At 41.6% G+C, this 24,599-nt stretch carries 17 protein-coding genes; 15 read left to right on the top strand and 2 right to left on the bottom strand.

The window, feature by feature from the left end; all coding sequences use genetic code 11:
* Positions 1-96 precede the first annotated feature (96 nt).
* From HX021_RS07170 to HX021_RS07115, 12 genes are all read left to right on the top strand, one after another.
* Positions 97-1,314, top strand: a complete 1,218-nt coding sequence (locus tag HX021_RS07170; protein WP_286589467.1) for an ABC transporter permease — start codon at positions 97-99, stop codon at positions 1,312-1,314.
* Between the two features lie 112 nt (positions 1,315-1,426).
* Positions 1,427-3,550 (top strand): cation:proton antiporter, encoded by a 2,124-nt coding sequence (locus HX021_RS07165; protein WP_286589466.1) that lies wholly within the window; start codon positions 1,427-1,429, stop codon positions 3,548-3,550.
* Positions 3,551-3,574: 24 nt separating this feature from the next.
* The gene (icd, locus tag HX021_RS07160; protein WP_286589465.1) at positions 3,575-4,837 is read left to right on the top strand and encodes an NADP-dependent isocitrate dehydrogenase; all 1,263 of its coding nucleotides are present in this window, start codon (positions 3,575-3,577) and stop codon (positions 4,835-4,837) included.
* Between the two features lie 56 nt (positions 4,838-4,893).
* On the top strand, positions 4,894-5,151 hold the full coding sequence (locus HX021_RS07155) for a hypothetical protein (protein WP_286589464.1): 258 nt from the start codon (positions 4,894-4,896) through the stop codon (positions 5,149-5,151).
* Positions 5,152-5,337: 186 nt separating this feature from the next.
* Positions 5,338-6,405, top strand: coding sequence for a 3-phosphoserine/phosphohydroxythreonine transaminase (gene serC / locus HX021_RS07150; RefSeq protein WP_286589463.1), 1,068 nt, complete (start codon positions 5,338-5,340; stop codon positions 6,403-6,405).
* A gap of 18 nt (positions 6,406-6,423) precedes the next feature.
* Complete coding sequence (locus HX021_RS07145; RefSeq protein ID WP_286589462.1) at positions 6,424-7,371, top strand: D-2-hydroxyacid dehydrogenase; 948 nt, start codon at positions 6,424-6,426, stop codon at positions 7,369-7,371.
* 124 nt (positions 7,372-7,495) lie between these two features.
* Positions 7,496-8,809 (top strand): aspartate kinase, encoded by a 1,314-nt coding sequence (locus tag HX021_RS07140; RefSeq protein WP_286589461.1) that lies wholly within the window; start codon positions 7,496-7,498, stop codon positions 8,807-8,809.
* A gap of 15 nt (positions 8,810-8,824) precedes the next feature.
* A complete protein-coding gene (gene lysA, locus HX021_RS07135; protein ID WP_286589460.1) occupies positions 8,825-9,985 on the top strand; it encodes a diaminopimelate decarboxylase in 1,161 nt (386 codons plus the stop codon).
* A 113-nt stretch (positions 9,986-10,098) separates the two neighbouring features.
* Positions 10,099-10,863, top strand: coding sequence for a prolipoprotein diacylglyceryl transferase (locus tag HX021_RS07130; protein WP_286589459.1), 765 nt, complete (start codon positions 10,099-10,101; stop codon positions 10,861-10,863).
* Entirely contained in the window at positions 10,860-11,105 is a 246-nt protein-coding gene (locus HX021_RS07125; RefSeq protein WP_286589458.1) for a hypothetical protein, read from the top strand. The genes HX021_RS07130 and HX021_RS07125 overlap by 4 nt, the downstream gene beginning before the upstream one ends.
* Positions 11,106-11,117: 12 nt before the next feature.
* Positions 11,118-12,521: a radical SAM protein gene (locus HX021_RS07120; RefSeq protein ID WP_286589457.1), complete on the top strand. Its 1,404-nt coding sequence runs from the start codon at positions 11,118-11,120 to the stop codon at positions 12,519-12,521.
* A gap of 108 nt (positions 12,522-12,629) precedes the next feature.
* Positions 12,630-14,954 (top strand): mechanosensitive ion channel family protein, encoded by a 2,325-nt coding sequence (locus tag HX021_RS07115; protein ID WP_286589456.1) that lies wholly within the window; start codon positions 12,630-12,632, stop codon positions 14,952-14,954.
* Here the strand turns inward: HX021_RS07115 and HX021_RS07110 are convergent.
* Positions 14,951-15,793, bottom strand: coding sequence for a helix-turn-helix domain-containing protein (locus tag HX021_RS07110; RefSeq protein WP_286589455.1), 843 nt, complete (start codon positions 15,791-15,793; stop codon positions 14,951-14,953). The genes HX021_RS07115 and HX021_RS07110 overlap by 4 nt on opposite strands.
* Before the next feature lie 108 nt (positions 15,794-15,901).
* Between HX021_RS07110 and HX021_RS07105 the strand changes: the two genes are divergently transcribed.
* Both HX021_RS07105 and HX021_RS07100 read left to right on the top strand, forming a co-directional pair.
* Complete coding sequence (locus HX021_RS07105) at positions 15,902-16,816, top strand: AEC family transporter (RefSeq protein WP_286589454.1); 915 nt, start codon at positions 15,902-15,904, stop codon at positions 16,814-16,816.
* Positions 16,817-16,933: 117 nt separating this feature from the next.
* On the top strand, positions 16,934-17,380 hold the full coding sequence (locus HX021_RS07100) for a DoxX family protein (RefSeq protein ID WP_286589453.1): 447 nt from the start codon (positions 16,934-16,936) through the stop codon (positions 17,378-17,380).
* 316 nt (positions 17,381-17,696) lie between these two features.
* On the opposite strand, the gene purL is transcribed toward HX021_RS07100, so the two are convergent.
* Positions 17,697-21,428 carry a phosphoribosylformylglycinamidine synthase gene (gene purL / locus HX021_RS07095; RefSeq protein ID WP_286589452.1) on the bottom strand — a complete coding sequence of 1,244 codons (3,732 nt, stop codon included), beginning with the start codon at positions 21,426-21,428 and terminating at the stop codon, positions 17,697-17,699.
* Positions 21,429-22,170: 742 nt separating this feature from the next.
* Here purL and pheT point away from each other — a divergent pair.
* A complete protein-coding gene (gene pheT / locus HX021_RS07090; protein ID WP_286589451.1) occupies positions 22,171-24,567 on the top strand; it encodes a phenylalanine--tRNA ligase subunit beta in 2,397 nt (798 codons plus the stop codon).
* Positions 24,568-24,599 lie beyond the last annotated feature (32 nt).

Genomic DNA, 24,599 nt, shown 5'->3' with positions numbered 1-24,599 from the left:
GCCTGTCATCCGAAAAGCAGCTACTTATTTGCTATTTTAGTTTTGTAAATAACAAATTTTTATAACTTTGCGAAGTTACATAAATATATTGAAAGCTTGAATTTTCCTTATTTTTTAGCAAGTCGGATCGCATTTTCTGGTAAACGGACCTTTTCGAAATTGATTGTTCGGGTTACGATCGGGGCAATTGCGTTGGCAATTGCTGCCATTATCATATCGATTGCTGTTTTGCGGGGATTTAAGGGGGAGATTATCAGTAAACAACGTGGATTCTTTGCCGATGTACTGGTTTTACGTTATGACCTGAACCAGTCTTATGAAAATTCACCGATTTCACTTACTCCCCAACTCAATAAATCTATACAGGCAATACCCGAAGTCTATTCTATCAACTCATTCGCGACAAAAGCAGGGATTATTAATGTGAATAATGAGGTTGAAGGAGTCGTATTAAAAGGTGTTGATTCGCTTTATGATCAACAACACCTCAAAAGTATGCTCATTGATGGGGAGACCATAAACTTTAAATCTGAAAATGCGGATAATCAGATTTTGGTATCCAAATACTTGGCAGATCGGTTGATGCTAAAGGTGGGAGATGACTTTATCATGTATTTTGTTCAGGATCCCATACGTAAGCGTAAATTTGTCATTAAAGGCATATTTAATACAGGTTCGGAAGAATTGGATAAGGTATATGTGATCGGTTCCTTAAATATTATTCGGAAACTCAGTAACCTCGACGACAATGAAGTCGGCGGATACGAAATCCGGATTAAAGATTTTAATCAACTCGAGCGGATCACAGGTGAGATAGAAGATATGCTGCCCATTGACATGCAAGCCATCAATATTAAGGACCAGGTGCCGGATATCTTTCAATGGCTGGAGCTTCTGGATATGAATACAAAAATTATTTTTATCTTAATGACAGTAGTAGCCATCATCAATATGATCTCGGCTTTACTGATCACAATTCTGGAACGCACTTCAATGATCGGTATTCTAAAAGCATTAGGATATCATAATGCAGGGATCAGACGTGTATTTATGTACAGTGCATTATACCTCATCGGCCTCGGCCTGCTGATTGGGAATCTAATTGGATTAGGTTTTTACTTTTTCCAAGATTATACACACTTTTTTAAACTTGACGAGCAGACTTATTATATTTCATATGTGGCTGTCAAACTTTATTGGTCTGATGTTGTTCTGGTCAACTTGGCCGTGGTTTTTATCGGAATGATTTCCTTGTTCATTCCTTCCATGTTAATTACCAAAATTAGTCCGATTAAAGCAATTTCTTTTAAGTAGCTTTTTTTTAGCTATCCTTTTGCTGGAAAAATTGTATTTTTAGTGCTGTTAACTTTTTTGGGTTTTCTAATAAAAATAAGCACTTACATTTACCGATAGCATACAAGCACATATGAATAAAACTTTTGAGCATATTTCCCAGGCATTTGAAGCGCCATTGCAAAATCCTGTACTTATTTTTTCTTTAGTACTCTTTATTATTTTACTATCTCCTATTATTCTCAGGCCGATCAAGGTGCCAGGGATCATTGGATTGATTATTTCCGGCGTTATTATTGGGCCGCATGGATTGAATTGGCTGGAAAAGAACTCTGCAATTAATTTGTTCTCCACTATAGGTCTGCTTTATATTATGTTTATCGCTGGTTTAGAGCTGGATATGAACGAGTTCAAAAAAACCAAGAATAAAAGCCTGTTATTCGGTTTCTTTACATTTATCGTGCCCATTAGCATTGGATATCCTGTCTGTCACCTTTTGCTGGGATATGATGTGTTGCCCAGCTTGCTCATATCCAGTATGTTTGCCACCCATACGCTGGTGTCTTATCCCATTGTAAATAGTTATGGTATTTCCAAGATGGAAGCTGTGGCTATTACGATTGGTGGGACTATTTTGACTGATACGGCGGTCCTCATCATATTAGCTGTTATTACGGGGGTGTCCCAGGGAAATATTGGTAATGAGTTTTGGGCCACTTTAGCTATATCCTTTGCCATTTTCCTCTTTATTATGTTCGGTATCATCCCGCGGATTGCAAAATGGTTTTTTGAAAGGTTGGGAAGTGAAAAGACCTCAAATTATATTTTTGTCCTTTCTGTGGTGTTTTTTGCGGCCTTCTTAGCTGAGATTGCCGGATTAGAACCTATCATTGGGGCCTTTGTTGCCGGGCTGGCCCTGAATAAGCTGATTCCGCATTCTTCAGCCTTGATGAACCGAATCGAATTTATCGGGAATGCTATTTTTATTCCCTTTTTCCTAATATCTGTTGGGATGATTGTCGATATCAGTGTGATCCTCAAAGGGCCACAAGCGTTAATCATTGCCGGAACGTTGACCGTTGTTGCCATTGTGGGGAAATACGTGGCAGCCTGGCTAACCCAGAAGACGTTTAAATACAGTCGCGGACAGCGTAACTTAATTTTCGGCCTCAGTAGTGCCCATGCTGCAGCTACGTTGGCGGTGATCATGGTAGGTCACAAAAGTGGTCTCATCGATGAAAATGTATTGAATGGTACGATTTTACTGATTCTAGTCACTTGTATTGTCGCCACTGTAGTTACAGGTAACGCTTCCCGAAAAGTGGTGATGGACGGTGAACAGGATGAGGCGCATACAGATACAGTGCTGGAAAAAGATGACAATATATTGATATCCATTGCCAATATGGACAATATGGAACCTATCCTGGATTTTTCCACCTATATTAAAAGTAAAAAGTGTACCTATCCAGTTACCATTGTTTCTGTCGTGAAAGATAATGAGCAAGCACAGTTGAATATGTCCAAAGCGCGCAAAAATCTAGATAATATGGTTCGTTATGCTTCTGGTAATGAGACTGATGTAAGTATTAGTGCTACTATAGACTTAAATATTGCCAGTGGTGTTGCAAGGTCGGCAAAAGAAGTTTCAGCTAACTGTATTGTGTTGGGATGGCCAAGTGCAGCCAATTTTATGGATAAATTCGTCGGTGAGAAAACCGAGAGCATTCTGAATCGGACTTCAGCGAGTGTCATGCTCTGTCATTTTAAGAAACCTTTTATTTCCAATAAGTCCATCGTCGTGTTTGCTCCCCCGATGTGTGAAGCTGAGTTTGGTTTTGAGTATTGGCTGGAAAAAATAGCTAAATTAGCACAGGAACTCTCCATTTCAATAACGTTTGTCGTTAACAGCCGTTCGAAAACTGCTATTGAGGAATATCTTGTTGAAATAAAAAACTCCGTGCCCGTTACCTTCAAGAATTATAATGAATGGGATAGTTTGCAGGGCTTGAAAGCGTTTAAAGAAGAAGATGGGATGTTTATTTTCGTATCTGCCAGAAATGGAGGAGTCTCTTATCGAGATTCCCTGGATGGCATTGCCAAAAAATTAGATCGAATTTATGCAAACGAAAATCTTGTTCTGGTGTTTCCTAGTAGAGTGGAGAATCCACATATTGACGAGTATGAAGAGGTTGAGGCCGCTCCAATATTTAGGAAGATCAGTAAAGAGATCGGAAATATGTTTAATAAAGGATAACCATATCCACTAAAATAGCAGATTATGTCAAATAAAATTACATTGTCCGATCGCGGGACGCTTGAGGTTCCAAATGTTCCAGTTATTCCTTTTATCATAGGCGACGGCATAGGTCCAGACCTATGGCGTGCTGCCGTACGTGTATTTGACAAGGCAATAGAAAAGACCTACAAGGGGGAACGGAAGATTATCTGGAAAGAAGTTTTGGCTGGAGAAAAAGCCTTTAATGAAACAGGTGAGTGGCTGCCCAAAGCGACACTGGATATACTCAAAGAATATTTAGTGGGGATCAAGGGACCATTGACTACGCCAGTAGGAGGTGGCATTCGTTCATTAAATGTTGCTTTGAGAAAGGATCTGGACTTGTACGTCTGCCAGCGTCCAACAAAATGGTTTAAGGGAGTGCCTTCGCCGGTCAAGCATCCTGAGTATGTTGATATGGTTGTTTTTAGGGAAAATACGGAAGATATCTATGCGGGGATTGAATTTCAGGCTGGTAGCGCAGAGGCAAATAAACTGCAGGATTTTCTGAAAGACGAATTAGCGATCAGCTACGATTTTTCGAACACGACCGGGGTCGGTGTTAAATTGGTTTCTGAAGAAGGCTCCAAACGGTTGATTCGTGCAGCAATCGTGCATGCCATTGATTATTCCCTTCCTTCTGTTACCATCGTACATAAGGGAAATATTATGAAGTTCACTGAGGGCGCTTTTAAACAATGGGCATACGATGTGGCCGAAACTGAATTTAGTCATGAGACTTACACCTGGGGACAATGGGAGCGGACCAAGGCGGAGCGGGGAGAGGAAGCTGCTAATCAAGAACAAAAAGATGCGCTTGCTGAAGGTAAAATATTGATCAAAGATATTATTGCAGATAATTTTTTACAACAGATACTGCTCAATCCAAAGGACTTTTCAGTCGTAGCTACCTTAAATCTGAATGGAGATTATATTTCGGATGCTTTGGCAGCCATGGTCGGCGGAATAGGTATTGCACCGGGGGCAAACATCAATTTTAAAACAGGACATGCTGTTTTTGAGGCCACGCATGGTACTGCCCCACGATTTGCGAATACAAATACAATGAATCCATCATCTGTCATCTTGAGTGGCGTGATGATGTTTGAATACCTGGGCTGGACAGAAGCTGCCGCAGCAATTGTAAAAGCCCTGGGTGAAACTATTTTGCGTAAAACCGTTACGGTTGATTTTTACAATCTAATGGAAGAGGCAACACTGGTGAAAACCAGTGAATTTGCTGATAAGATCATTGAAAAATTGTAAGATTTTTTCTTTTTTGGGATATTAAGCAGAAATTTGATTCAAATTTCTGCTTTTTTATGAACTATGATCAGCTTCCCGCTTTTGTAAAAGATTCGAGCGTTTTTACCGAAAATGATAAAATTAAATTGGCACAGGTCGACCGTTTACCTACGCCAGAGGAAGTTGACGATGTCTCCAGCCTGCCCGAAATTTATGAATTATTAAATGCATTTATCGGAGACCCAACTACAAGAAATATTCACCTTCAGCTAAAATCAAAAGAGTATTTGCAAGATAATCAGTTAGATATGGCCTGGAAAGTGCTTCTTTTATAGTATTTTTGATAAAAAAAGAACCTTGGTATGTGTAATCTTTTTATTGAAATCATTCAGAATTTTGTAAATTTTCAATAAAAAAACAGATTAGTTGAAAAATATATAATTTTATTTTACCTTTGATTTTTAAAACAACAGATTGCTTAACTAGGGTTCTGAATGAGCGATCAAACAAAAATAACATCAATGAAACATAATTTTGGAGCAGGTCCATGTATTCTGCCAAAGGAAGTATTTCAACAAGCCTCAGAAGCTGTAATTGATTTTAACAACACAGGTTTGTCAATCTTAGAGATCTCTCACCGTTCCAAAGAGTTTGAAGCAGTGATCGATGAGGCAACACAGTTAGTCCGTGAATTATTGGTGGTACCGCAAGGGTATTCGATTCTTTTTTTACAGGGGGGAGCGAGCTTGCAATTTGCAATGGCGCCATTGAACCTTTTACCTGAAGGTGGTAAAGCTGCTTATTTAGATACAGGGGTATGGGCTACAAAAGCATTGAAAGAAGCTAAAAAATTTGGTGCTATTGATGTTGTAGCTTCATCGATTGATAAAAATTATTCTTACATTCCTAAAGGATATGAAATTCCTTCGGACGCAGCATATTTTCATTATACTGCCAATAACACGATTTATGGTACTGAGGTTTTTGAAAAGCCAGAAACTACCCTACCGGTTGTTGTGGACATGTCTTCTGATATTTTCTCCCGTGAGATCAATGTAGCAGATTATGACCTGATCTATGCTGGAGCACAAAAAAATATGGGCCCGGCTGGAGTAACGTTGGTGATTGTCAAAGATGATATCCTAGGTAAATCAGGACGTGTCCTGCCTTCTATGTTGGATTACCAACTGCATATCAATGGCGGATCGATGTATAATACGCCACCAGTGTATTCTATTTTTGTTTCCATGTTGAATCTACGCTGGTTGAAAGCAAAAGGTGGCGTGCCTGTACTGGAGCAGGAGAATACCATCAAAGCGCGTGCATTATACGATGAAATTGACCGTAACCCTTTCTTCAGGGGGACTGCTGCTGTGGAAGACCGCTCCCGGATGAATGTGACTTTCGTGATGGATACTCCTGAATTGGAAGCAGAATTTCTGGCTTTGGCAAAAGAACGTAATTTGATTGGTATCAAAGGGCACCGTTCAGTGGGTGGCTTCAGAGCGTCGATTTACAATGCATTGCCTTTAAGCAGTGTCAATGCGTTGATTGATGCAATGAAAGAATTTGAAGATACACATAAATAATAATTTAGATTTATAGCAATGAAAATATTAGCAAATGACGGTATCGACCCAATGGGAAAGAAAATGTTGGAAGATGCAGGTCATACTGTAGATACAAATCATATACCACAAGAGGAATTAGCAGAAAAACTACTTGCATATGATGCAATTACCGTGCGTAGTGCAACGAAAGTGCGTCAGGCTTTGATCGACGGTTGCCCTAATTTAAAAGTAATTGGCCGTGGTGGGGTAGGAATGGACAATATCGACGTGGAATACGCACGTTCGAAAGGTATTGCTGTTGTGAACACACCAGCTGCTTCATCTTTATCTGTTGCAGAGCTGGTTTTTGCACATCTCCTGAACGGGGTACGGTTTTTATACGACGCTAACAGAAAAATGCCCGTGGAGGGTAATAGCAAGTTTGGTGCGCTGAAAAAGGCTTATGGTGCCGGTACTGAACTTCGGGGTAAGACAATTGGGATCGTTGGTTTTGGTCGTATTGGTCGTGAAGTCGCCAAAATCGCTATCGGTTTGGGGATGGATGTGATCTATACAGACTTATTTGAAGGACCTAAAGCATTGACGATCGAACTTTCTGGTGGTATTCAAGTTGAAGTACCTATAAAACAAGTTGAAATGGACAGCTTATTGAAAACCTCGGATTTCATTTCTTTGCATGTTCCATTTTTGGACAAGCCAGCTATCGGTGCTGCTGAATTTCCGCTGTTGAAAGACGGTGTAGGCTTAGTAAATGCATCTAGAGGTGGTGTTATCGATGAATTGGAGTTAGTAAAGGCATTGGATTCTGGCAAAGTAGCTTTTGCAGGACTAGATGTATTTGACAACGAACCTACACCTCGCGAAGAAATTTTAAAACATCCTAAAATTTCTTTGACACCGCACATCGGTGCAGCTACTAATGAAGCACAGGAAAGAATCGGCGAAGAATTGGCCGGTCTGTTAATTGAAAATTTGAAGAAGTGATTCTTCCGCATAGAATAATATATGCGGCACAAAACTTTCGTGATTTTGTGCCGCATTTTTTTTTAATATAAATTCATGAATTGCCTATATTGGCGCACAGAAATTTAATAATTGTAACTTTAGTATGAAAGTTTTAAAATTTGGTGGTACTTCAGTAGGAAGTGCAGCACGTATCAAAGGGTTGTTGGATATTGTAAACCCTTCGGAGCGTCAGATCGTCGTGTTGTCCGCGGTCGCTGGAACGACAAATGCTTTGGTAGAAATTGGTCAGGCTTACACAGCAGGTAAGAAGGACGAGGCGAAGGATTTGATCAAGAAGCACAAGGATAAGTACGAAGACCTTATTAAGGAACTTTTTAATACTGAAGCGGGTTATAACCATGGTAAGGAATTAATTGATTATCATTTCAATTTAATCTCCAGTCTGGCAAACGAGCTGTTTACACCGATTGAAGAGAAAATTATCTTGGCACAAGGTGAATTGATGTCTACAGCTCTCTGGCATTTTTACCTAAGTGAGATTGGCGTAAAATCTGTTCTGTTGCCAGCTTTGGACTTCATGAAAATTGATGAAGACAATGAACCAATGGTTGATTATATCGGTGAAAAATTAAGCCATATCCTTGCTCAAACGCCAGAAAACACTTTATTTATTACCCAGGGGTTCATCTGTAGAAATTCATTTGGTGAAATTGACAACCTTCGTCGTGGTGGATCTGATTATACAGCTTCGCTGATCGGTGCCGCCATCCGGGCTGAAGAAGTACAGATCTGGACAGATATCGACGGTATGCACAATAATGATCCGCGCGTGGTCAAAGGTACAGCACCAATTGCGCACCTCAGTTTTGATGAAGCGGCAGAATTGGCTTATTTCGGTGCGAAGATATTGCATCCGCAGTCCGTATTCCCGGCCCAGAAATACAATGTTCCCGTGCGATTGTTGAACACGATGGAGCCGAATGCAAAAGGAACGTTGATCAGCAAAGATGGTGCACAGAAAGGGTGTATCAGAGCAATTGCTGCAAAGGATGGCATCACGGCAATCCATATTCACTCTTCACGGATGTTGCTTGCTTATGGCTTTTTACGCCGTGTTTTTGAGATCTTTGAGCGTTATAAAACACCGATTGATATGATTACCACTTCCGAAGTGGCAGTTTCACTGACCATTGACGATACCACTAACCTAACTGATATCATTAAAGAAGTGGAAGACTTTGGCTCGGTGACCGTAGATGGAGAACAAACGATTGTATGCGTGGTGGGTGATTTTGGCCTGAACAGTCATGGTTATGCCGCACGTGTGCTGGATGCTGTAAAGCACCTGCCAGTTCGTATGATTTCCTATGGTGGTTCAGACTTTAATGTGTCCATTCTACTGAATTCGGATCATAAAACAGAGGCCTTGCGTTCATTGCATAATCGTTTATTTTAAGAAGGTAGGTTTTATATGATAAATACAGGTATCGCGGCGAAATTTGCAGAGAAAGAAACGCCGTTTTATTATTACGATATGGATGTGCTCGCTAAAACGTTGGAAGCAGCACATGTCGCTGCCCAAAAGCGTGGATTTCATGTGCATTATGCATTAAAGGCCAACTTCAACGATGCGGTACTCAAAGCAGTACAACGGATCGGATTTGGAGCTGACTGTGTAAGCGGCAATGAGGTGAAAAAGGCTATTGAATGCGGGTTCGATCCACAGAATATCACCTTTGCTGGTGTTGGAAAATCTGATAAGGAAATCAGTTACGCGCTGGATCATCATATATTCGCATTTAATGTAGAATCGATTCAGGAGCTGGAAGTCATCAATGAGCTTGCTTCAAAACATGGAGTGAAAGCCAATGTTGCTTTGCGGATTAATCCAAATGTAGATGCACATACCCATCATTACATTACCACGGGACTCGATGAGAACAAGTTTGGTATTCCGAATGCTGACCTGGAGAAGTGCGCTTCCGTTCTCAAAAAATGTGACTTTATTGAGCTAGTGGGACTTCATTTTCATGTGGGGTCACAAATCACGGATATGACTGTGTTCAAAAGTCTCTGTGTAAAGGTCAATGAATGGAAAAATTGGTTTGAGGAGCGTGGAACGCAAATCCGCGTACTCAATGTCGGTGGTGGCCTTGGGATTGATTATAAAAATCCGGATGGTAATACAATCCCGGATTTTGAAGCCTATTTTGATATTTTCGACCGGTTTTTGGAAAGAAAACCAAATCAGGAAGTACATTTTGAATTAGGAAGAGCCTTGGTCGCGCAATGTGGAAATCTGATCAGCCGTGTTCTGTACGTCAAAAATGGTGTAAAAAAGAACTTTTTGGTACTGGATGCCGGAATGACTGAATTGATGCGTCCCGCACTTTATCAGGCATATCATAAAATAGAGAATATCAGTGCTGCAGCGTCCGATGAACCCATCAATTATGATGTGGTTGGGCCAATCTGCGAATCTTCGGATTGTTTTGGAAAAGAGGTACCACTTCCAGTTTCAAAACGGGGTGATCTAATCGCCATCCGCTCAGCCGGTGCCTACGGTGAAGTAATGGCATCGCGGTATAACCTGAGAGAAGAAATCCGTTTTGTTTATAGCGATCAGTTGTAATTTTTACGGCTGCCCAGTGTTAGGGCACGAACAAAAGGCCAGTTTATTCCAAAACTGGCCTTTTGTCTTATCTTCCCATGCTGATATTATAAATGTCTTTTGTATACTTGTCTATGCTTATTGCTGTAGAATTTCCAGTTACCTTAGATCTATTCGGAAAATCGTTTCTGCTGCACCCCTTCATGGAAGGGCTGGGCATGTTTATTGGTATGCGTTATTATCAATTTTTGAAATGGAAAGATACGGAGAGTTTAGGCCATAGCAATACCTTGCTGATTGTCATCGCTGCAGGTTTGGGAGCTTTCCTCGGTTCGCATGTGATCGGTTCCTTGGAACGACCGGTTGAACTGATCACTGCAATGAATAAATGGCGTTATATCTGGCTGAACAATACGATCGTAGGTGGTCTAGCAGGTGGACTGGTGGCTGTTGAGCTAATGAAAAAGATTATTGGCAAGAAAGAAAGTACCGGCGATCGTATGGTGTTTCCGCTGATTGTTGCGATTATGATCGGGCGGATCGGCTGTTTTTTTACGGGTATCTATGAGCAAACTTATGGCCTGCCGACCGATTGCCCCATGGGAATGTACCTGGGGGATGGATATAAAAGGCATCCTGTGGCCCTCTATGAGATTGCCTTCCTGATGGTACTATTTACGGCCCTCCACATATTCCGACGGAAATTTGTTTTTCAGAACGGCGTATTATTTCAGCTTTTTATGCTCAGTTATTTCAGCTTTCGGTTCTTATTGGATTTTATCAAACCACGGGCAACGGTTCTTTTTGAGCTGAGTACCATACAAATTACCTGTATCATCGTAATAATTTATTATATTTATTTATTGAATAATGAGCATTTAGAAAAAAAATATAGATGATGTATTTACTTGAAGGATCATTTGGCTCAGGCTCAGAAAATACAGCGATGTTGGGGCTAGCTCTACTTTTTATTGGGGCTGTCGTGATCGGAATTGCGCTGCTAGTCATCATTATTGGTTCGATTATTAAAGCTGGCAATAAAGAGTCAAGATTTAATGTCAATCCATGGTTAAAGGTGCTTTTGGGCGGTATAGCGGCGCTTATTGCCGGTGGTATCGCCTGTGGAATTGTTTTGAGTTAAATCGCAGCAAAAATGCCAGTAAGAAACTATACGTACTACGATTACACCATCAGTCTATGTCCGACCTGCCTGTCGCGCATAGGAGCAAAAATTATTATTGAGGAAGATCAGGTCTTTATGACCAAGAATTGTCCCGACCATGGTTTTTTCAAAACACTGATTGCAACGGATGTAGCCTATTATAAAAATATTCGAAATTATAATAAGGCTTCAGAAACACCGCTGAAATTCGATAAGGAAGTCCACTATGGCTGTCCTTATGATTGTGGCTTGTGTGTGGATCATGAACAGCACAGCTGCTTATCCATTGTTGAGGTCACTGACCGCTGTAACCTGACCTGTCCGACCTGTTATGCCATGTCGTCCCCACATTATGGCAGGCACCGTTCACTGGAGGAAATTGAACGCATGTTTGACAAGATCGTTGAAAGTGAAGGTGAACCCGATGTCGTTCAGATCAGTGGCGGTGAACCCACGATCCATCCCGAATTTTTTAGCATCCTGGATATTGCCAAGACCAAACCCATTAAACATTTGATGCTCAATACCAATGGTATTCGCATCGCCAATGACCCGGGATTTGCAGAGCAACTTGCCACCTATGCGCCCGAATTTGAGATTTACCTCCAATTTGACTCCTTCCGTCCATCCGTACTTGAAAAATTCAGGGGAAAGGACCTCAGTGATGTACGCAAGAAAGCCCTGGAGAAATTAAATGCGCTGAATCTCAGTACAACTTTGGTTGTCGTGCTGGAGAAAGGAACAAATGATGATGAAATCGGCGAGATCCTCGATTATGCCTTAAGTCAGCCCTGTGTTCGTGGTGTTACTTTCCAGCCGGTAGAGATTGCAGGCAGAAATACAGCAGAATCCCAACAGCACAAAATGACCCTGACCGAGGTGCGCCAGGAAATTCTTAACCAGTTTCCGCTATTGAGCCCGCATGATATTATTCCGGTGCCCTGCAACCCAGATTCTTTGGCCATGGGCTATGTACTTAAAATTGCTGATGAAAGGATTCCATTGACACGGCATATTGATCCGGCAGTGCTATTGAACAACCAATCCCGGAATACCATTGTCTATGAACAAGATACAGGCGTTCAGATGCAATTGTTGGATATCTTCAGCACGGGCATTTCGGTGGATAAAGTAAAACCAAAAGTGAATCAGTTACTCTGTTGTTTACCAGATGTTTGTGCACCTGACCTAAACTATGATAACCTTTTTCGCATAATTATCATGAACTTTATGGACGCTTATGATTTCGATGTCAGGGCGGTAAAAAAATCCTGTGTACATATCGTCAACAAAGATCTAAAATTAATCCCTTTTGAGACCATGAATTTATTTTACCGGGATGATAAGGTCAACCGATTGGAAGAACTTAAATTAGCAGATACTATACGATTTTAGCGATAGATGAGCTATTTTTGTCCAAGATTATTATTTCCTTGATACAAAAAGTGGATGAGATAATACTGATCATATAACGTGGTGAAAGCGGATAGTAAAATTAAAAGTATGAAATTGGGCATCATTAAACATTTTATTGTTATGGCTGGCCTGCTGGCATTTTATTTAAATGCTGTTGGACAAGATTCGGCTCAGGTCAATTTACCCCGTTCGATACAACCGCATAGTGGTTTGCATAGAAGGTTGGGACCGGATTCTACACGTGTGGGAAATGATTCCTTGCGAAATGATCTAAAGAAAGTAAACCTGGCGTTTTTGTCCAATATCCGCACTGCTTCCATGGCGGAATTTGTTGCACAGCTCAATGAGAAATCCAGTGCCTATACAGCAACAAATGCAGCAAAAGATTCCATTGAGATCATAAAAAATGCTATCCACGATGAGGTCACACAGCTGAAATCCATCAAAGGGAGCATAAGTAATTATACCAGCAGTTTAAACAGTACCCAAAATCAGATCAGGAACATTGTAAACCGTTATGCAATCAGTGCCAACAATCATGGCCGGGCATATCAATATCTCCATAATGCAGAACTGAAACTGACTTCAAAAATGGATTCTTTAACGCAGATCGATCAGCGTATCGATGAGCTTATCACGAAGAACCAACAGCACCTCAGTCGGTTCGAGCTGGCGCTGGACGCAAAAAATGCAACCAAGAAAACCGATTCAGTGTCAGGCAAGAGCTCAATCTGGAAAGCCAATGCCACAAGTATTTCAAAAGATGTCATTTTGAATAATATCCGGAGCAATTACAGCAATAACAAATCGATTGACAAGTATGTCAGTCATACCGGCCGGGCCAGCCACATCCTATTGGCTATACTTGGCTTAGCCTACTGCTATTGGATTGCAAGGGTCGCTTATATCATTAGGCGACATGATCCGGAAAGTAAGTTAGCCATTGATGCCATTGTCGGAAAGACCATTATCTTTCTCCTGACATTATTGCCCTTTGTACATTTTGTGACGCCAAGTTTTATTTTACAGGCATCCCAGTTGATCATACTATTGATCTTTATGTTTTTATTAAGACATAAGATGACTGGCCAGCAGAGGAAGATTGCGCTGATTCTGATCGTCTTCTATCTGTTGGATGTTTTTGTTAATATGGTTGTCAGCGATGATCTATTTTTTCGTATCATTTGTATTGTTTTTAATCTCGTGGCATTGGGATTGGTTACATATACCAAACAACGTATTAAGAATTCCAATAGTCCCGGTTATATTAACGGTTTTATCTATGTTATTTTTGCCATATTGAATATTACGGCAATTACGCTGAATGTAATCGGACATGTTGAGCACTCACGCAGCTTCAGCATTGCCTGTGCGGTGGGTTTGGTACAAGCCTTTACATTGCAGTATTTCTCAGAGATGATTAAGGTTGATGTTCGTAATCAGTTTAAAAAGGACCGGTTGGTTTCGGGATTTTGGATGCGCTTCAATGAGCAGCGTACCTTGGGCATTCTCACGGAAATCCTTCGGATTATTGCTGTGCTCCTGGCTATCATCGTACTGGCCAATAACTTGCAGTTCATCGAATGGTTATTGAATAAAAGTGAAATATTCTTTGCGAAGGTACACCGTATGGGGAGTATCTCTTTTACTTTTGGCAACCTGACTATTGCGATCCTACTTTTATTGGTTGCCAATTGGTTCCAGAAGAATATCAGTTTAATTGTTTTGGGCGGGAAGGACGGTCGTCTAAATCAGGCCTATAATCAAAAGATGACACTGTTCCCTTTGTTCCGGCTTGCCATTATCCTGATCGGCTTTTTCATGGCTGTTTCAGCCTTGGGAATGAGTCTGGACAAGCTTACTGTAGTGATTGGCGCATTGAGTGTTGGTATTGGCCTGGGCATGCAAAATATCATCAATAATTTTGTGTCGGGTATCATCCTCGTTTTTGATAAACCTTTTCGTGTTGGTGATCAGATAGAATTTGCAGATAAAAAGGGCCGGGTCAAAGAGATCGGCATTCGTGCAAGTGTCCTCAAAACAGCAGATGGTGCAGATGTCATTATTCCCAACGGAGACCTATTATCGGGCAGATTGGTCAACTGGACCTTGTCCCAGGAATATAGTAGAACAAGTTTTGTGCTCCATATCGACCGAAAGGCAGATTTGGATAAAGCCAAACAGTGGATCAATGATGCGATGGCTAAAAGCCCTTATTTTGTAAAAGAACGGGAGAGCGGAATCAGTGTACAGGACATAAGTGAAGAAATGATTTATTTAAGTGTGTTCTGTTGGGTCGACTTTGCCGCTAATGCCTCCTCGTTAAAGAACGATGTATTGATTGTCCTATATAAGCAATTTGAAGGGGAGGGATTGAAATTTTTCAGTGTACTTCCGCCCAAGGTAAATTAGGGCAGGGGGGATTGCGTTACATTTCGCCGATAGGCTAATGGACTGTACCCTTTTACACGTTTATAAAAATGAGAAAGGTGGCTTTCATCGATAAAACCTAGTTCTGCGGCGATCTGTTTAAGCGTATAAGCTGAGCTTTTGAGCCTATTTTCAATTAATTCAATGCGATAGGTGTTGATATATGCTCTCAGGCTCGTGCCAAAATTTTTCTTGAAATAGATCCCGAAATAGGAAGGTGAAATGTTAAACTGCTGTGAGAGCTTTTTTACTTGAAGGTCCTCAGGCCTAAAAATATGCTGATGAATATACACCAAGATAGACCTGTCAATAGGACCTTCCTGAGCAGAAGATTGACGCTGTGTTTCAGAAATTTCCTTATATAAACTAAAGATGGCGATAAGTAGGTCAAACAAGCCTGGTGAGCTTCGATTAACTGTGGCATTACTGTACAATCTAACCGCTTCCATGATATGGGAATAGATCAATCGATAATGCTCTCCCATCAATAATTTACCCTCCTTTAACCCTTTATCGTTCATCAGTTCCATGATCCAGTCATAACGTTTTTGATGACGTCGATGCTGCAAGAAATAAGTGTCTGTAAAAAGGATAAATAGAAAATGTGTCCTTTCTTCAATCTTAAAGTAATGCTTATCTGCAGGGCTGACCAGAAAAACATCGCCATGCGTGTAATCAAGTTCAAATTTGTTGATCACATGAGTGCCTTTGCCGGATCTGATATAAACAAGTTCATAATAATTCTGTTCGTGCATGGGCAGATGAAAAGTGTCTTCAACAAATTCATTGATCTGTAAAGGGGAAAATTGTTTTTTTCGCATGACAGTCTATTCTTTTATCATTAAATGTACATAAAAATAATGTATTTATACATGTTATTCATAAGACCACTATTGCACCTTTGTGTCGTACAAAACTGTTGAAAAAACATGGTGAATTTTATAATGATTGTGCTTTGCATTGCTGCGGGAATGCTGCTTCGAAGGACAAATTTAATTCATGCAGAAGCGCATAAGGGGATTAATACCTGGATTCTTTATTTTGCCCTGCCAGCAGTGTCATTTAAGTATCTGCCCAAAATTGAATGGTCTTCACAACTGCTGTTTCCTATTTTCTCAGCAGTGTTGGTCTGGGCAGGGAGCTGGTTGTTTATGGAACTATATTGCAAAAGAAAATCATATAAGCAGCGTTCCCGAAGCAGCCTTGAATTGGCTGCCGGATATAGCAATACTTCTTTTATTGGCTTTCCCTTGATTATGGCGTATTTTGGTGAAGAACAGTTGCCGATTGCCATTATTTGCGATCAAACCACTTTTATTCTGCTCTCCACCGTGGGCATCATTAATGCGCTCAAAGCCAACCTTCATGAGGGAGAATCCATAAGTGTACGATTTATGTTTGGGAAACTGATCAGTTTTCCACCATTGATCGGTTGTATTCTGGCATTGGGATTGTCTCCGTTCGTTGACCTCAGCATGGCAGAACCTTTTTTTGATAAATTAGTTGCTACCGTGGGGCCATTGGCCTTATTTTCCATAGGTCTTCAACTGAAGTTTAATGGCTGGCGGCAACAAGCGGCACAGATCAGCACGGCCATGATTTATAAATTGATTCTGGCCCCGGCATTGGTGTTACTGTTTGCGCTGCTGCTAGGGGTAAAGGGGCCCGCCGCCAGAATTAGTATTTTTGAAGCAGCCATGCCAACCTTGGTTACCTCAGGGATCATTGCGGAGCAGTATCATTTAAATACCAAACTCGTCAACTTAGTGATCGGTTTCAGTATTATCATTGGCCTGCTGACGACAGCATGTTGGGAATTTGTAATTCGTATGCTAATAGGTTGATTCATCGTTGAAAGAAAAGCATTTGTAAGGTCCTGATGATTAAAATTGGTTTTGCTACAACTTTTTTATATTTCAGCTGTTATAAGACTATAACCATCTATAAAAAGGAGGTATATTATGAACCTGATACACAGAATTGAACATTGGGGCGATGTACATCATCCACAATGGATCGACTATCTAAGAATTGCTTTGGGTATAGTGATTTTTGCCAAAGGCATAAGCTTTGTCAATGATAGGGAGGTAGTTCTGCATATGATCGAACAGAGCAGTTTTCACCTGTCCATATGGGGCGCTGTTCATTATGTGGTCTTTACCCATTTGGTTGGCGGATTATTCCTCATTTTGGGTTTTCAAACACGGCTGGCTTCCTTACTTTTGTTTCCGGTACTCGTTGGAGCAGTTTTCTTTGTTAATATTACAAATGGATTTAGTTATCTGAATTCCGAATTATGGCTTTCTATAGTCGTGCTCTTTTTGTTGATCTTTTTTATGGTCATGGGATCAGGGAAATACTCTCTTGACAAGATGATGAACAAACCAGGGTATAAACGGGATATCTAAAAGAGGTGCTGTTTAAAGCGGCCCCTAAAAATAAGATCCCCGACTGCATCGCGTTCGGGGATCTTTACGGTCTGAGCTGCACCCCTCATTTTTAGGACTGGCTTATTGTTCAGCCCTGTAACAGTGCTTTGATTCTTAAAATGGTGTCCCGATCTTTCTGCTTTTCACTTTCACTTAAAACCTCCCAGGGTACTAAAGATGGATGTAACTTCTGTTATCATTCCTTTCGAGATCAAATTCCAGCCATTTATATAACGTGATGGGTTAAAAAAACCTCCTTCCTAATTTAGGAAGGAGGTTTTTAGATAATAATCTATTATTTGCTTTGATTGTCAATCCATGTGCGTGCGTTGACGAAGGCTTCCAGCCAAGGGGAAACTTCATCCTGACGGCCTTTAGGATAATTTGCCCAATGCCATTGGAAAACAGAACGTTCAATATGCGGCATGGTAGCCAGATGGCGACCAGTCTTATCACAGATCATGGCCGTATTGTAGTCTGAGCCATTTGGATTGTGCGGATAGTGTTCATAGCCATATTTGGCAACGATATTGTATTGTTGCTCTGCATAGGGTAGACTGAATTTTCCTTCACCATGAGAAATCCAGACGCCCAATGTACTTCCCGCAAGGGTGGACAACATCACGGAGTTGTTTTCCTGAATTTTTACCGAGACGAAGTTCGACTCATGTTTGCCTGAGGTATTGTGGAGCATTTTGCCATGGACTTCATGCTCTGGATTGATCATCTCAAGTTCCATAAACAATTGACAGCCGTTACAGATCCCCACCGAGAGGGTATCAGGTCTTGCAAAGAAATCTGCGAGCGCTTTTTTCGCTTTTTCATTGTAAAGGAAAGCTCCGGCCCAGCCTTTTGCTGAACCCAATACATCTGAGTTGGAGAAGCCGCCCACAGCGCCGATAAATTGAATGTCTTCCAATGTCTCACGGCCAGAAATCAGATCTGTCATATGGACATCTTTCACATCAAAACCAGCCAGAAACATGGCATTTGCCATTTCACGCTCTGAGTTGGATCCCTTTTCACGCAGGATCGCAGCTTTCGGCCTTGCTTTACTGCCGTCGATCACAGGTTTCTTACCATTGAACTGTTCCGGGAACACAAATGTCAGTGGCTGGTTTTTATAATTATCGAAACGTTGCTGTGCCGTTCCATTTTTCGATTGTTTTGAATCCAATAAGAATGAAGTGGTTGACCATACATCACGTGTCTCGGCTACATGAAAGCTGAATGATTCCGTTTGATTTGTGATGGTCACGGTATCACCTTCAATCACCTGACCGATTTTTACAGCTTCTACACCCGCTTCTTTTACGGTTGCTTCGAAGATCGCATCATCTTTTGCCTGAAGCACAAGTGCGATATTCTCGTTGAAGAACGCTTTTACAGTATCAGACTCATTTAAGGCCGAGAGATCATAGTTTGCCGCTAAATTCACATCAGCGAAGGTCATCTCCAATAAAGTCGTGATTAGACCACCTGACCCGATATCATGACCAGCTTCGATCTGTCCTTCGTTAATTAATTGCTGGACGGTATTGAATGCTGTTTTGAAATAAGCAGCATCTTGAATCGTAGGCGCTTCGGTCCCCAGCTTATTGACGATCTGGGCGAATGACGAACCGCCTAATTTGAATCTGTCTTTTGATAGATTAATGTAGTAAACCGAACCTGCGTTTTTATTGAGTACCGGTTCGATTACTTTGCTGATATCGGTACAATTTCCTGCCGCTGAGATGATCAATGTCCCAGGAGCAATGACATGCTCACCATTTGGATATTTTTGCTTCATGGACAAAGAATCTTTTCCGGTAGGGATATTGATTCCTAATGCAATGGCAAAATCCGAACAGGCTTTAACCGCTTGGTATAGTCTAGCATCTTCACCTTCATTGTTGGCTGCCCACATCCAGTTGGCTGATAAAGAAATACCAGCAAGACCATTTTTGATAGGGGCAAAGACAATATTGGACAGTGATTCCGCGATAGCTGTTCTGCTCGCAGCAGCAGGATCAATCAATGCGGCAACAGGGGAGTGGCCGATGGATGTTGCAATACCCTCTTTTCCTTTATAGTCAAGTGCCATGACACCGACATTGTTTAATGGTAACTGTAATGGTCCGGCACACTGTTGTTTGGCAACACGGCCCCCCACACAGCGGTCAACTTTATTGGTCAGCCAGTCTTTTGAAGCCACAGCTTCTAATTGCAATACCTGATTTAAATAACTTGGGATATTTGCGGGGTCATAAGCAAGATCTGCATACTTACGTACAACGGTTTTGTCCCGCATGAACGTTTTAGGCGATGAACCGAAGAAATCTTCCAGGGCATAATCCATGGGTTGATCACCATTGCTTTTTGATTTGAATGTAAAACGGTGATCACCAGTGACATCACCAACGGTGTACATCGGAGCACGTTCACGATCAGCAACACGTTTAAGGGTTTCAATATCATTTTCGGCAATGACCAGGCCCATGCGTTCCTGGGATTCATTTCCAATGATTTCTTTCGCTGACAGGGTAGGGTCACCCACAGGAAGAGCATCCAGGTCGATGAGTCCCCCTGTTTCCTCCACCAGTTCCGACAGACAGTTTAAGTGTCCACCGGCGCCATGGTCGTGAATGGAAACAATCGGATTATGGTCCGATTCAACCAGGCCACGTACGGCGTTGGCAGCCCGTTTCTGCATTTCAGGGTTTGAACGTTGAATGGCATTCAATTCAATGCCCGATCCAAAGGCACCTGTATCTGCTGAAGATACAGCAGCACCCCCCATTCCGATGCGATAATTTTCACCGCCAAGGATGACAATCTTGTCGCCAGTTTTTGGCGTATGTTTTTTTGCCTGATCTAACTTTCCATAGCCAACACCACCTGCCTGCATGATCACTTTATCATAGCCAAGCTTGCGGCCATCTTCTTCATGCTCGAAAGTCAGGACCGATCCAGTGATCAAAGGTTGACCGAATTTATTTCCGAAGTCCGACGCACCATTCGAAGCCTTAATAAGGATATCTACCGGTGTTTGGTATAACCATTGACGTTCGTTCATTGCTTTTTCCCAAGGACGGTTGTTGATCAGCTCTTTGGCCGGTTCGGTCACTGTTCCAGCCTGAAGATTTAACTTGTTTTGTTCCAGCCTCGAGTAAGCAGTCATATAAACAGCCGTACCAGCCAAAGGAATGGCGCCCTGGCCACCCGCCATACGATCGCGGATTTCACCACCAGATCCTGTGGCAGCACCAGAAAAAGGTTCTACCGTAGTTGGAAAATTATGGGTTTCAGCTTTTACGGATAATACCGATTCAAAAGATTTCTCTTCATAAAAATCCGGTTTGTCTGCCGACTTCGGTGCAAACTGTGTTACGCGCGGACCTTTAATAAAGGCAACATTATCTTTATAAGCTGAAATAATCTCGTTCGGATTGGTTTCAGAAGTTTTCTTGATTAATTTAAAAAGGGAGGTAGGTTGTTCTTCACCATCAATGATAAAGGTACCATTGAAAATTTTATGCCTGCAGTGTTCAGAATTGGCCTGTGAAAAAGCAAACACTTCAGAGTCTGTCAGTCGACGGCCCAGTTTGGAAGCGAGGTTGTTTAAGTACTCGACTTCTTCAGGATTTAAAGCCAGCCCCTCAGATTTGTTGTATGCATCAATGTCTTCGACTTCCAAAATAGGTTCAGGTGTGATATTGACCGTATACATATCTTGTGTCAACACACTGAATTTTTGCGAAATCATCGGGTCAAAATCATTGAAATCTGCCGGTACCGGTTGGAATTCCTCGATGCGAACAATGCCCTCGATACCCATATTCTGTGTGATTTCTACCGCATTGGTGCTCCAGGGAGTCACCATCGCAGCACGAGGGCCTACAAAGTAATGGTTAAGGGTTAGGTCGTCAAGTTTTTTGGCGTTGCCGAATAGCCAGTTGAGTTTAGTAATGTCTTCTTGTGATAAAGAGTTTACGCTTTGAACACCATATACAGTGTTCGATGGGTTCTCAAAGAAATGAATCATTATAAATGTTTGTTTTGAACGTTCTTCAAATTAAAGCACAAAGTTACGTATAATTTTTATGGAAATGATTGAATTTTGATTAAAAAAAAGGTTCTGATGGTCAGCCATAAAAATGGTCAACATCCTTGTCATTTAGTAAAGGTTTTTTTGCAAATTTGTGCGATTACAAGTCCCTTTAACTCCCCTAAACTCCCCTCAAGTCCCAACAATGCTCGGGAACGCCTCGTACTTGCCTTGGGAATGGCTCGGTCCTGCTTCGGTACAACCTCAAGACTTCTCCGGTACGGCTTCGGCTAGGCTTTGGTTGGACTTTGGTTAGGCTTTGGCAATGTGCCAAACAAAAACCGAACAAAAAACAAACAACAGCCGAACAACAGGCGCATCAATCCCAACCTTGTCCTTAAGTTGTTCCTTAGCTGTTGCCAACCGAAGCCAACCGGTTGCCCTATCGTTGCCAAAGTAAGGTCAAACGCGGCAGCTTCAGAAAATGAAATACAACAGCTGTGCTCGTTCGTTTAGAACAATACATTGGATGATAGTGCGATACGTTCTGTGATCGCTATGACCCCAGTTTTTTTTGGGAAAAGCTGATGCGGACCGAATGGCCAGGTAGGCGTTCAAGAGACTCTTTGGGGAGATTAAACGCCGAGCGTCAAATGCAGCCTTTCCTGGCATATTCGGTAAATTGACGTTGGATATAAACTCAAATTTATCTAAGTTTGTGCATCAAATCAGATTCGAGATGAATATTTCATATAATTGGTTAAAACAACATGTTAATATAGATTCAACACCGGCAGAACTATCTTTGATCTTGACAAATACGGGATTAGAGGTAGAGGCTCTGGATGTTGTACAAAGTATTCCGGGAGGCTTAGCGGGGTTGGTTGTTGGTGAGGTGAAGACCTGTGAGCAGCATCCCAATGCCGATAAGCTGAAAGTAACAACGGTAGATATTGGTGCTGCTGAGTTATTACATATTGTCTGTGGTGCACCCAATTGTCGCGCCGGCTTAAAAGTAATTGTCGCAACGGTAGGAACAACTTGCCATCCCATGACCGGCGAGCCATTTAAAATTACCAAATCTAAAATCCGTGGTGAAGTCTCCGAAGGGATGTTATGTGGAGAGGATGAAATCGGTTTGGGAACATCACATGCAGGCATCGTTGAGTTGCCGGCAGATGTTGCGGTAGGTACACTTGTGAAGGAGCATTTCAATATCCAGGATGATTACCGCTATGAGATCGGACTTACCCCAAACCGTGCCGATGCAGCTTCGCATCTGGGCGTTGCTAGAGATATTGCCGCCTATTTCCGGAGTACCTTATTGAAGACCGATGTTTCGGCATTCAAAGCTGGGGAAGCGGTGGGGACAGCTGTTGTGGTTGAAAATGTGTCAGCATGCCCACGTTATAGTGGAATTAATATCACTGGTGTGAAAGTTGCTGAATCACCAGACTGGCTAAAAGAAAAATTATCGATTATTGGCGTACGCCCGATCAATAATATTGTTGATATTACCAATTATATCCTCCATGATTTAGGACAGCCCTTGCATGCCTTTGATGCGGATAAAATTACCGGTGATAAAGTCCTTGTCCGCTTAGCCAAAGAAGGAGAGAAGTTCATTACGCTAGATGGTGTGGAACGCGCTCTGTCTGCCGAGGATTTAGTGATTGCAGATACGGACAAGCCCATGTGTATTGCCGGTGTTTTTGGTGGTGCGCATTCAGGTGTCTCCGCAGAAACAACCAATGTGTTTTTGGAATCGGCTTATTTCAATGCAGTGTCTGTACGAAAGACTTCCAAAAGACATGGCCTGAAAACAGACGCTTCATTCCGCTTTGAACGAGGTACTGATCCTCATATTACTGTTGAAGCCTTGAAGCGGGCTGCTTTATTGATTCAGGAAATCGCCGGTGGAACGATCTCTTCTACTATAAAAGATGAGTACCCTGTGGAAATCAAACCATTTTCATTCCACGTAAGTTATGCGAATGTGGTGCGTTTAATTGGACAGGTCATTCCAAACGAGGAAATTAAAGCCATTATTGTTGCGTTGGGTATTGAGGTTGCTTCAGAGACAACTGAGGGGCTGGATGTCCTTGTCCCTGCCTACCGTGTCGATGTAACCCGTGAAGTGGATGTGGTGGAAGAGGTATTACGGATCTATGGCTACAACAACATTGCATTGAAATCTCAAATCAAAGCCTCCCTGAATACGGTAGAAAAACCGGATAAAGAAGTGGTGTTAAATCAATTGGCCGACTTGTTGATCGCGAATGGATTTCGTGAGATTTTGTCCAATTCATTGACAAAGCTTGATTATGCGGATGAACCTGAAACGGCAGTGAAACTGTTCAATCCATTAAGCTCGGACCTAGATACCATGCGTCAGAATATGCTGTTCTCGGTATTGAATGCCATTGAGTACAATCAGAAGCGAAGAAATTTTGATCTGAAATTTTTTGAATTTGGTAAAACCTATGCGCTTGACGGCGAGGGTTATAAAGAAACTCAGCATTTTGCTTTTGCGATAGCCGGCAAGGAAGAAACTGAACAATGGAACAGCAAAAAAGGCAATGTCAACTTCTACAACCTCAAAGCAGCCGTCGATACGATTATCAAACGCCTGAAAATTGATGGTATTCAGCTACAAGATGCTGCTGACAAGCATTATGCTTATGGCCTGAATTATATGAAGGGGCAGAAATGCCTGGTTTCATTTGGAGCTGTCGCTACCGCTGATTTGAAGAAAACAGATGTAGAAGGTCAAGTCTTCTTTGCAGATTTCGATTGGGATGTCTTGATGAAGATCATCCGTAAGAATAGCATTCAATATAAAGAAGTTTCAAAGTTCCCGGCAGTACGACGTGATTTATCATTGCTGATCGACGAACAGGTAAGTTTTGACAAGTTAAAGTTTGTTGCGCAGAAGACCGAACGTAAGCTTTTAAAGGACGTAAATGTATTTGACGTGTATAAAGGTGATAAAATTCCAGCTGGGAAAAAGTCTTATGCTCTGAGCTTTATCTTACAGGACGAAGAAAAAACACTGACCGATAAACAAATTGATGCGATAGTTCAAAAATTAATTGTTAATTTTGAGAAGGAACTAAATGCAGAAGTGCGTGGTTAACTAGAGAAACAACATTAATTGATAATATTCAC

The organism is Sphingobacterium sp. N143, assembly GCF_030325625.1.
Taxonomy (GTDB): Bacteria; Bacteroidota; Bacteroidia; order Sphingobacteriales; family Sphingobacteriaceae; genus Sphingobacterium.
Note: the sequence above shows the minus strand (reverse complement) of the source record. Positions and strands in the feature narration are given on the sequence as shown.

Coding starts and splice junctions, on each gene's coding strand:
- HX021_RS07165 (WP_286589466.1), top strand. CDS start 1,427: ATGAATAAAACTTTTGAGCATATTTCCCAGGCATTTGAAGCGCCATTG.
- icd (WP_286589465.1), top strand. CDS start 3,575: ATGTCAAATAAAATTACATTGTCCGATCGCGGGACGCTTGAGGTTCCA.
- HX021_RS07155 (WP_286589464.1), top strand. CDS start 4,894: ATGAACTATGATCAGCTTCCCGCTTTTGTAAAAGATTCGAGCGTTTTT.
- serC (WP_286589463.1), top strand. CDS start 5,338: ATGAAACATAATTTTGGAGCAGGTCCATGTATTCTGCCAAAGGAAGTA.
- HX021_RS07145 (WP_286589462.1), top strand. CDS start 6,424: ATGAAAATATTAGCAAATGACGGTATCGACCCAATGGGAAAGAAAATG.
- HX021_RS07140 (WP_286589461.1), top strand. CDS start 7,496: ATGAAAGTTTTAAAATTTGGTGGTACTTCAGTAGGAAGTGCAGCACGT.
- lysA (WP_286589460.1), top strand. CDS start 8,825: ATGATAAATACAGGTATCGCGGCGAAATTTGCAGAGAAAGAAACGCCG.
- HX021_RS07130 (WP_286589459.1), top strand. CDS start 10,099: ATGCTTATTGCTGTAGAATTTCCAGTTACCTTAGATCTATTCGGAAAA.
- HX021_RS07125 (WP_286589458.1), top strand. CDS start 10,860: ATGATGTATTTACTTGAAGGATCATTTGGCTCAGGCTCAGAAAATACA.
- HX021_RS07120 (WP_286589457.1), top strand. CDS start 11,118: ATGCCAGTAAGAAACTATACGTACTACGATTACACCATCAGTCTATGT.
- HX021_RS07115 (WP_286589456.1), top strand. CDS start 12,630: ATGAAATTGGGCATCATTAAACATTTTATTGTTATGGCTGGCCTGCTG.
- HX021_RS07110 (WP_286589455.1), bottom strand. CDS start 15,793: ATGCGAAAAAAACAATTTTCCCCTTTACAGATCAATGAATTTGTTGAA.
- HX021_RS07105 (WP_286589454.1), top strand. CDS start 15,902: ATGGTGAATTTTATAATGATTGTGCTTTGCATTGCTGCGGGAATGCTG.
- HX021_RS07100 (WP_286589453.1), top strand. CDS start 16,934: ATGAACCTGATACACAGAATTGAACATTGGGGCGATGTACATCATCCA.
- purL (WP_286589452.1), bottom strand. CDS start 21,428: ATGATTCATTTCTTTGAGAACCCATCGAACACTGTATATGGTGTTCAA.
- pheT (WP_286589451.1), top strand. CDS start 22,171: ATGAATATTTCATATAATTGGTTAAAACAACATGTTAATATAGATTCA.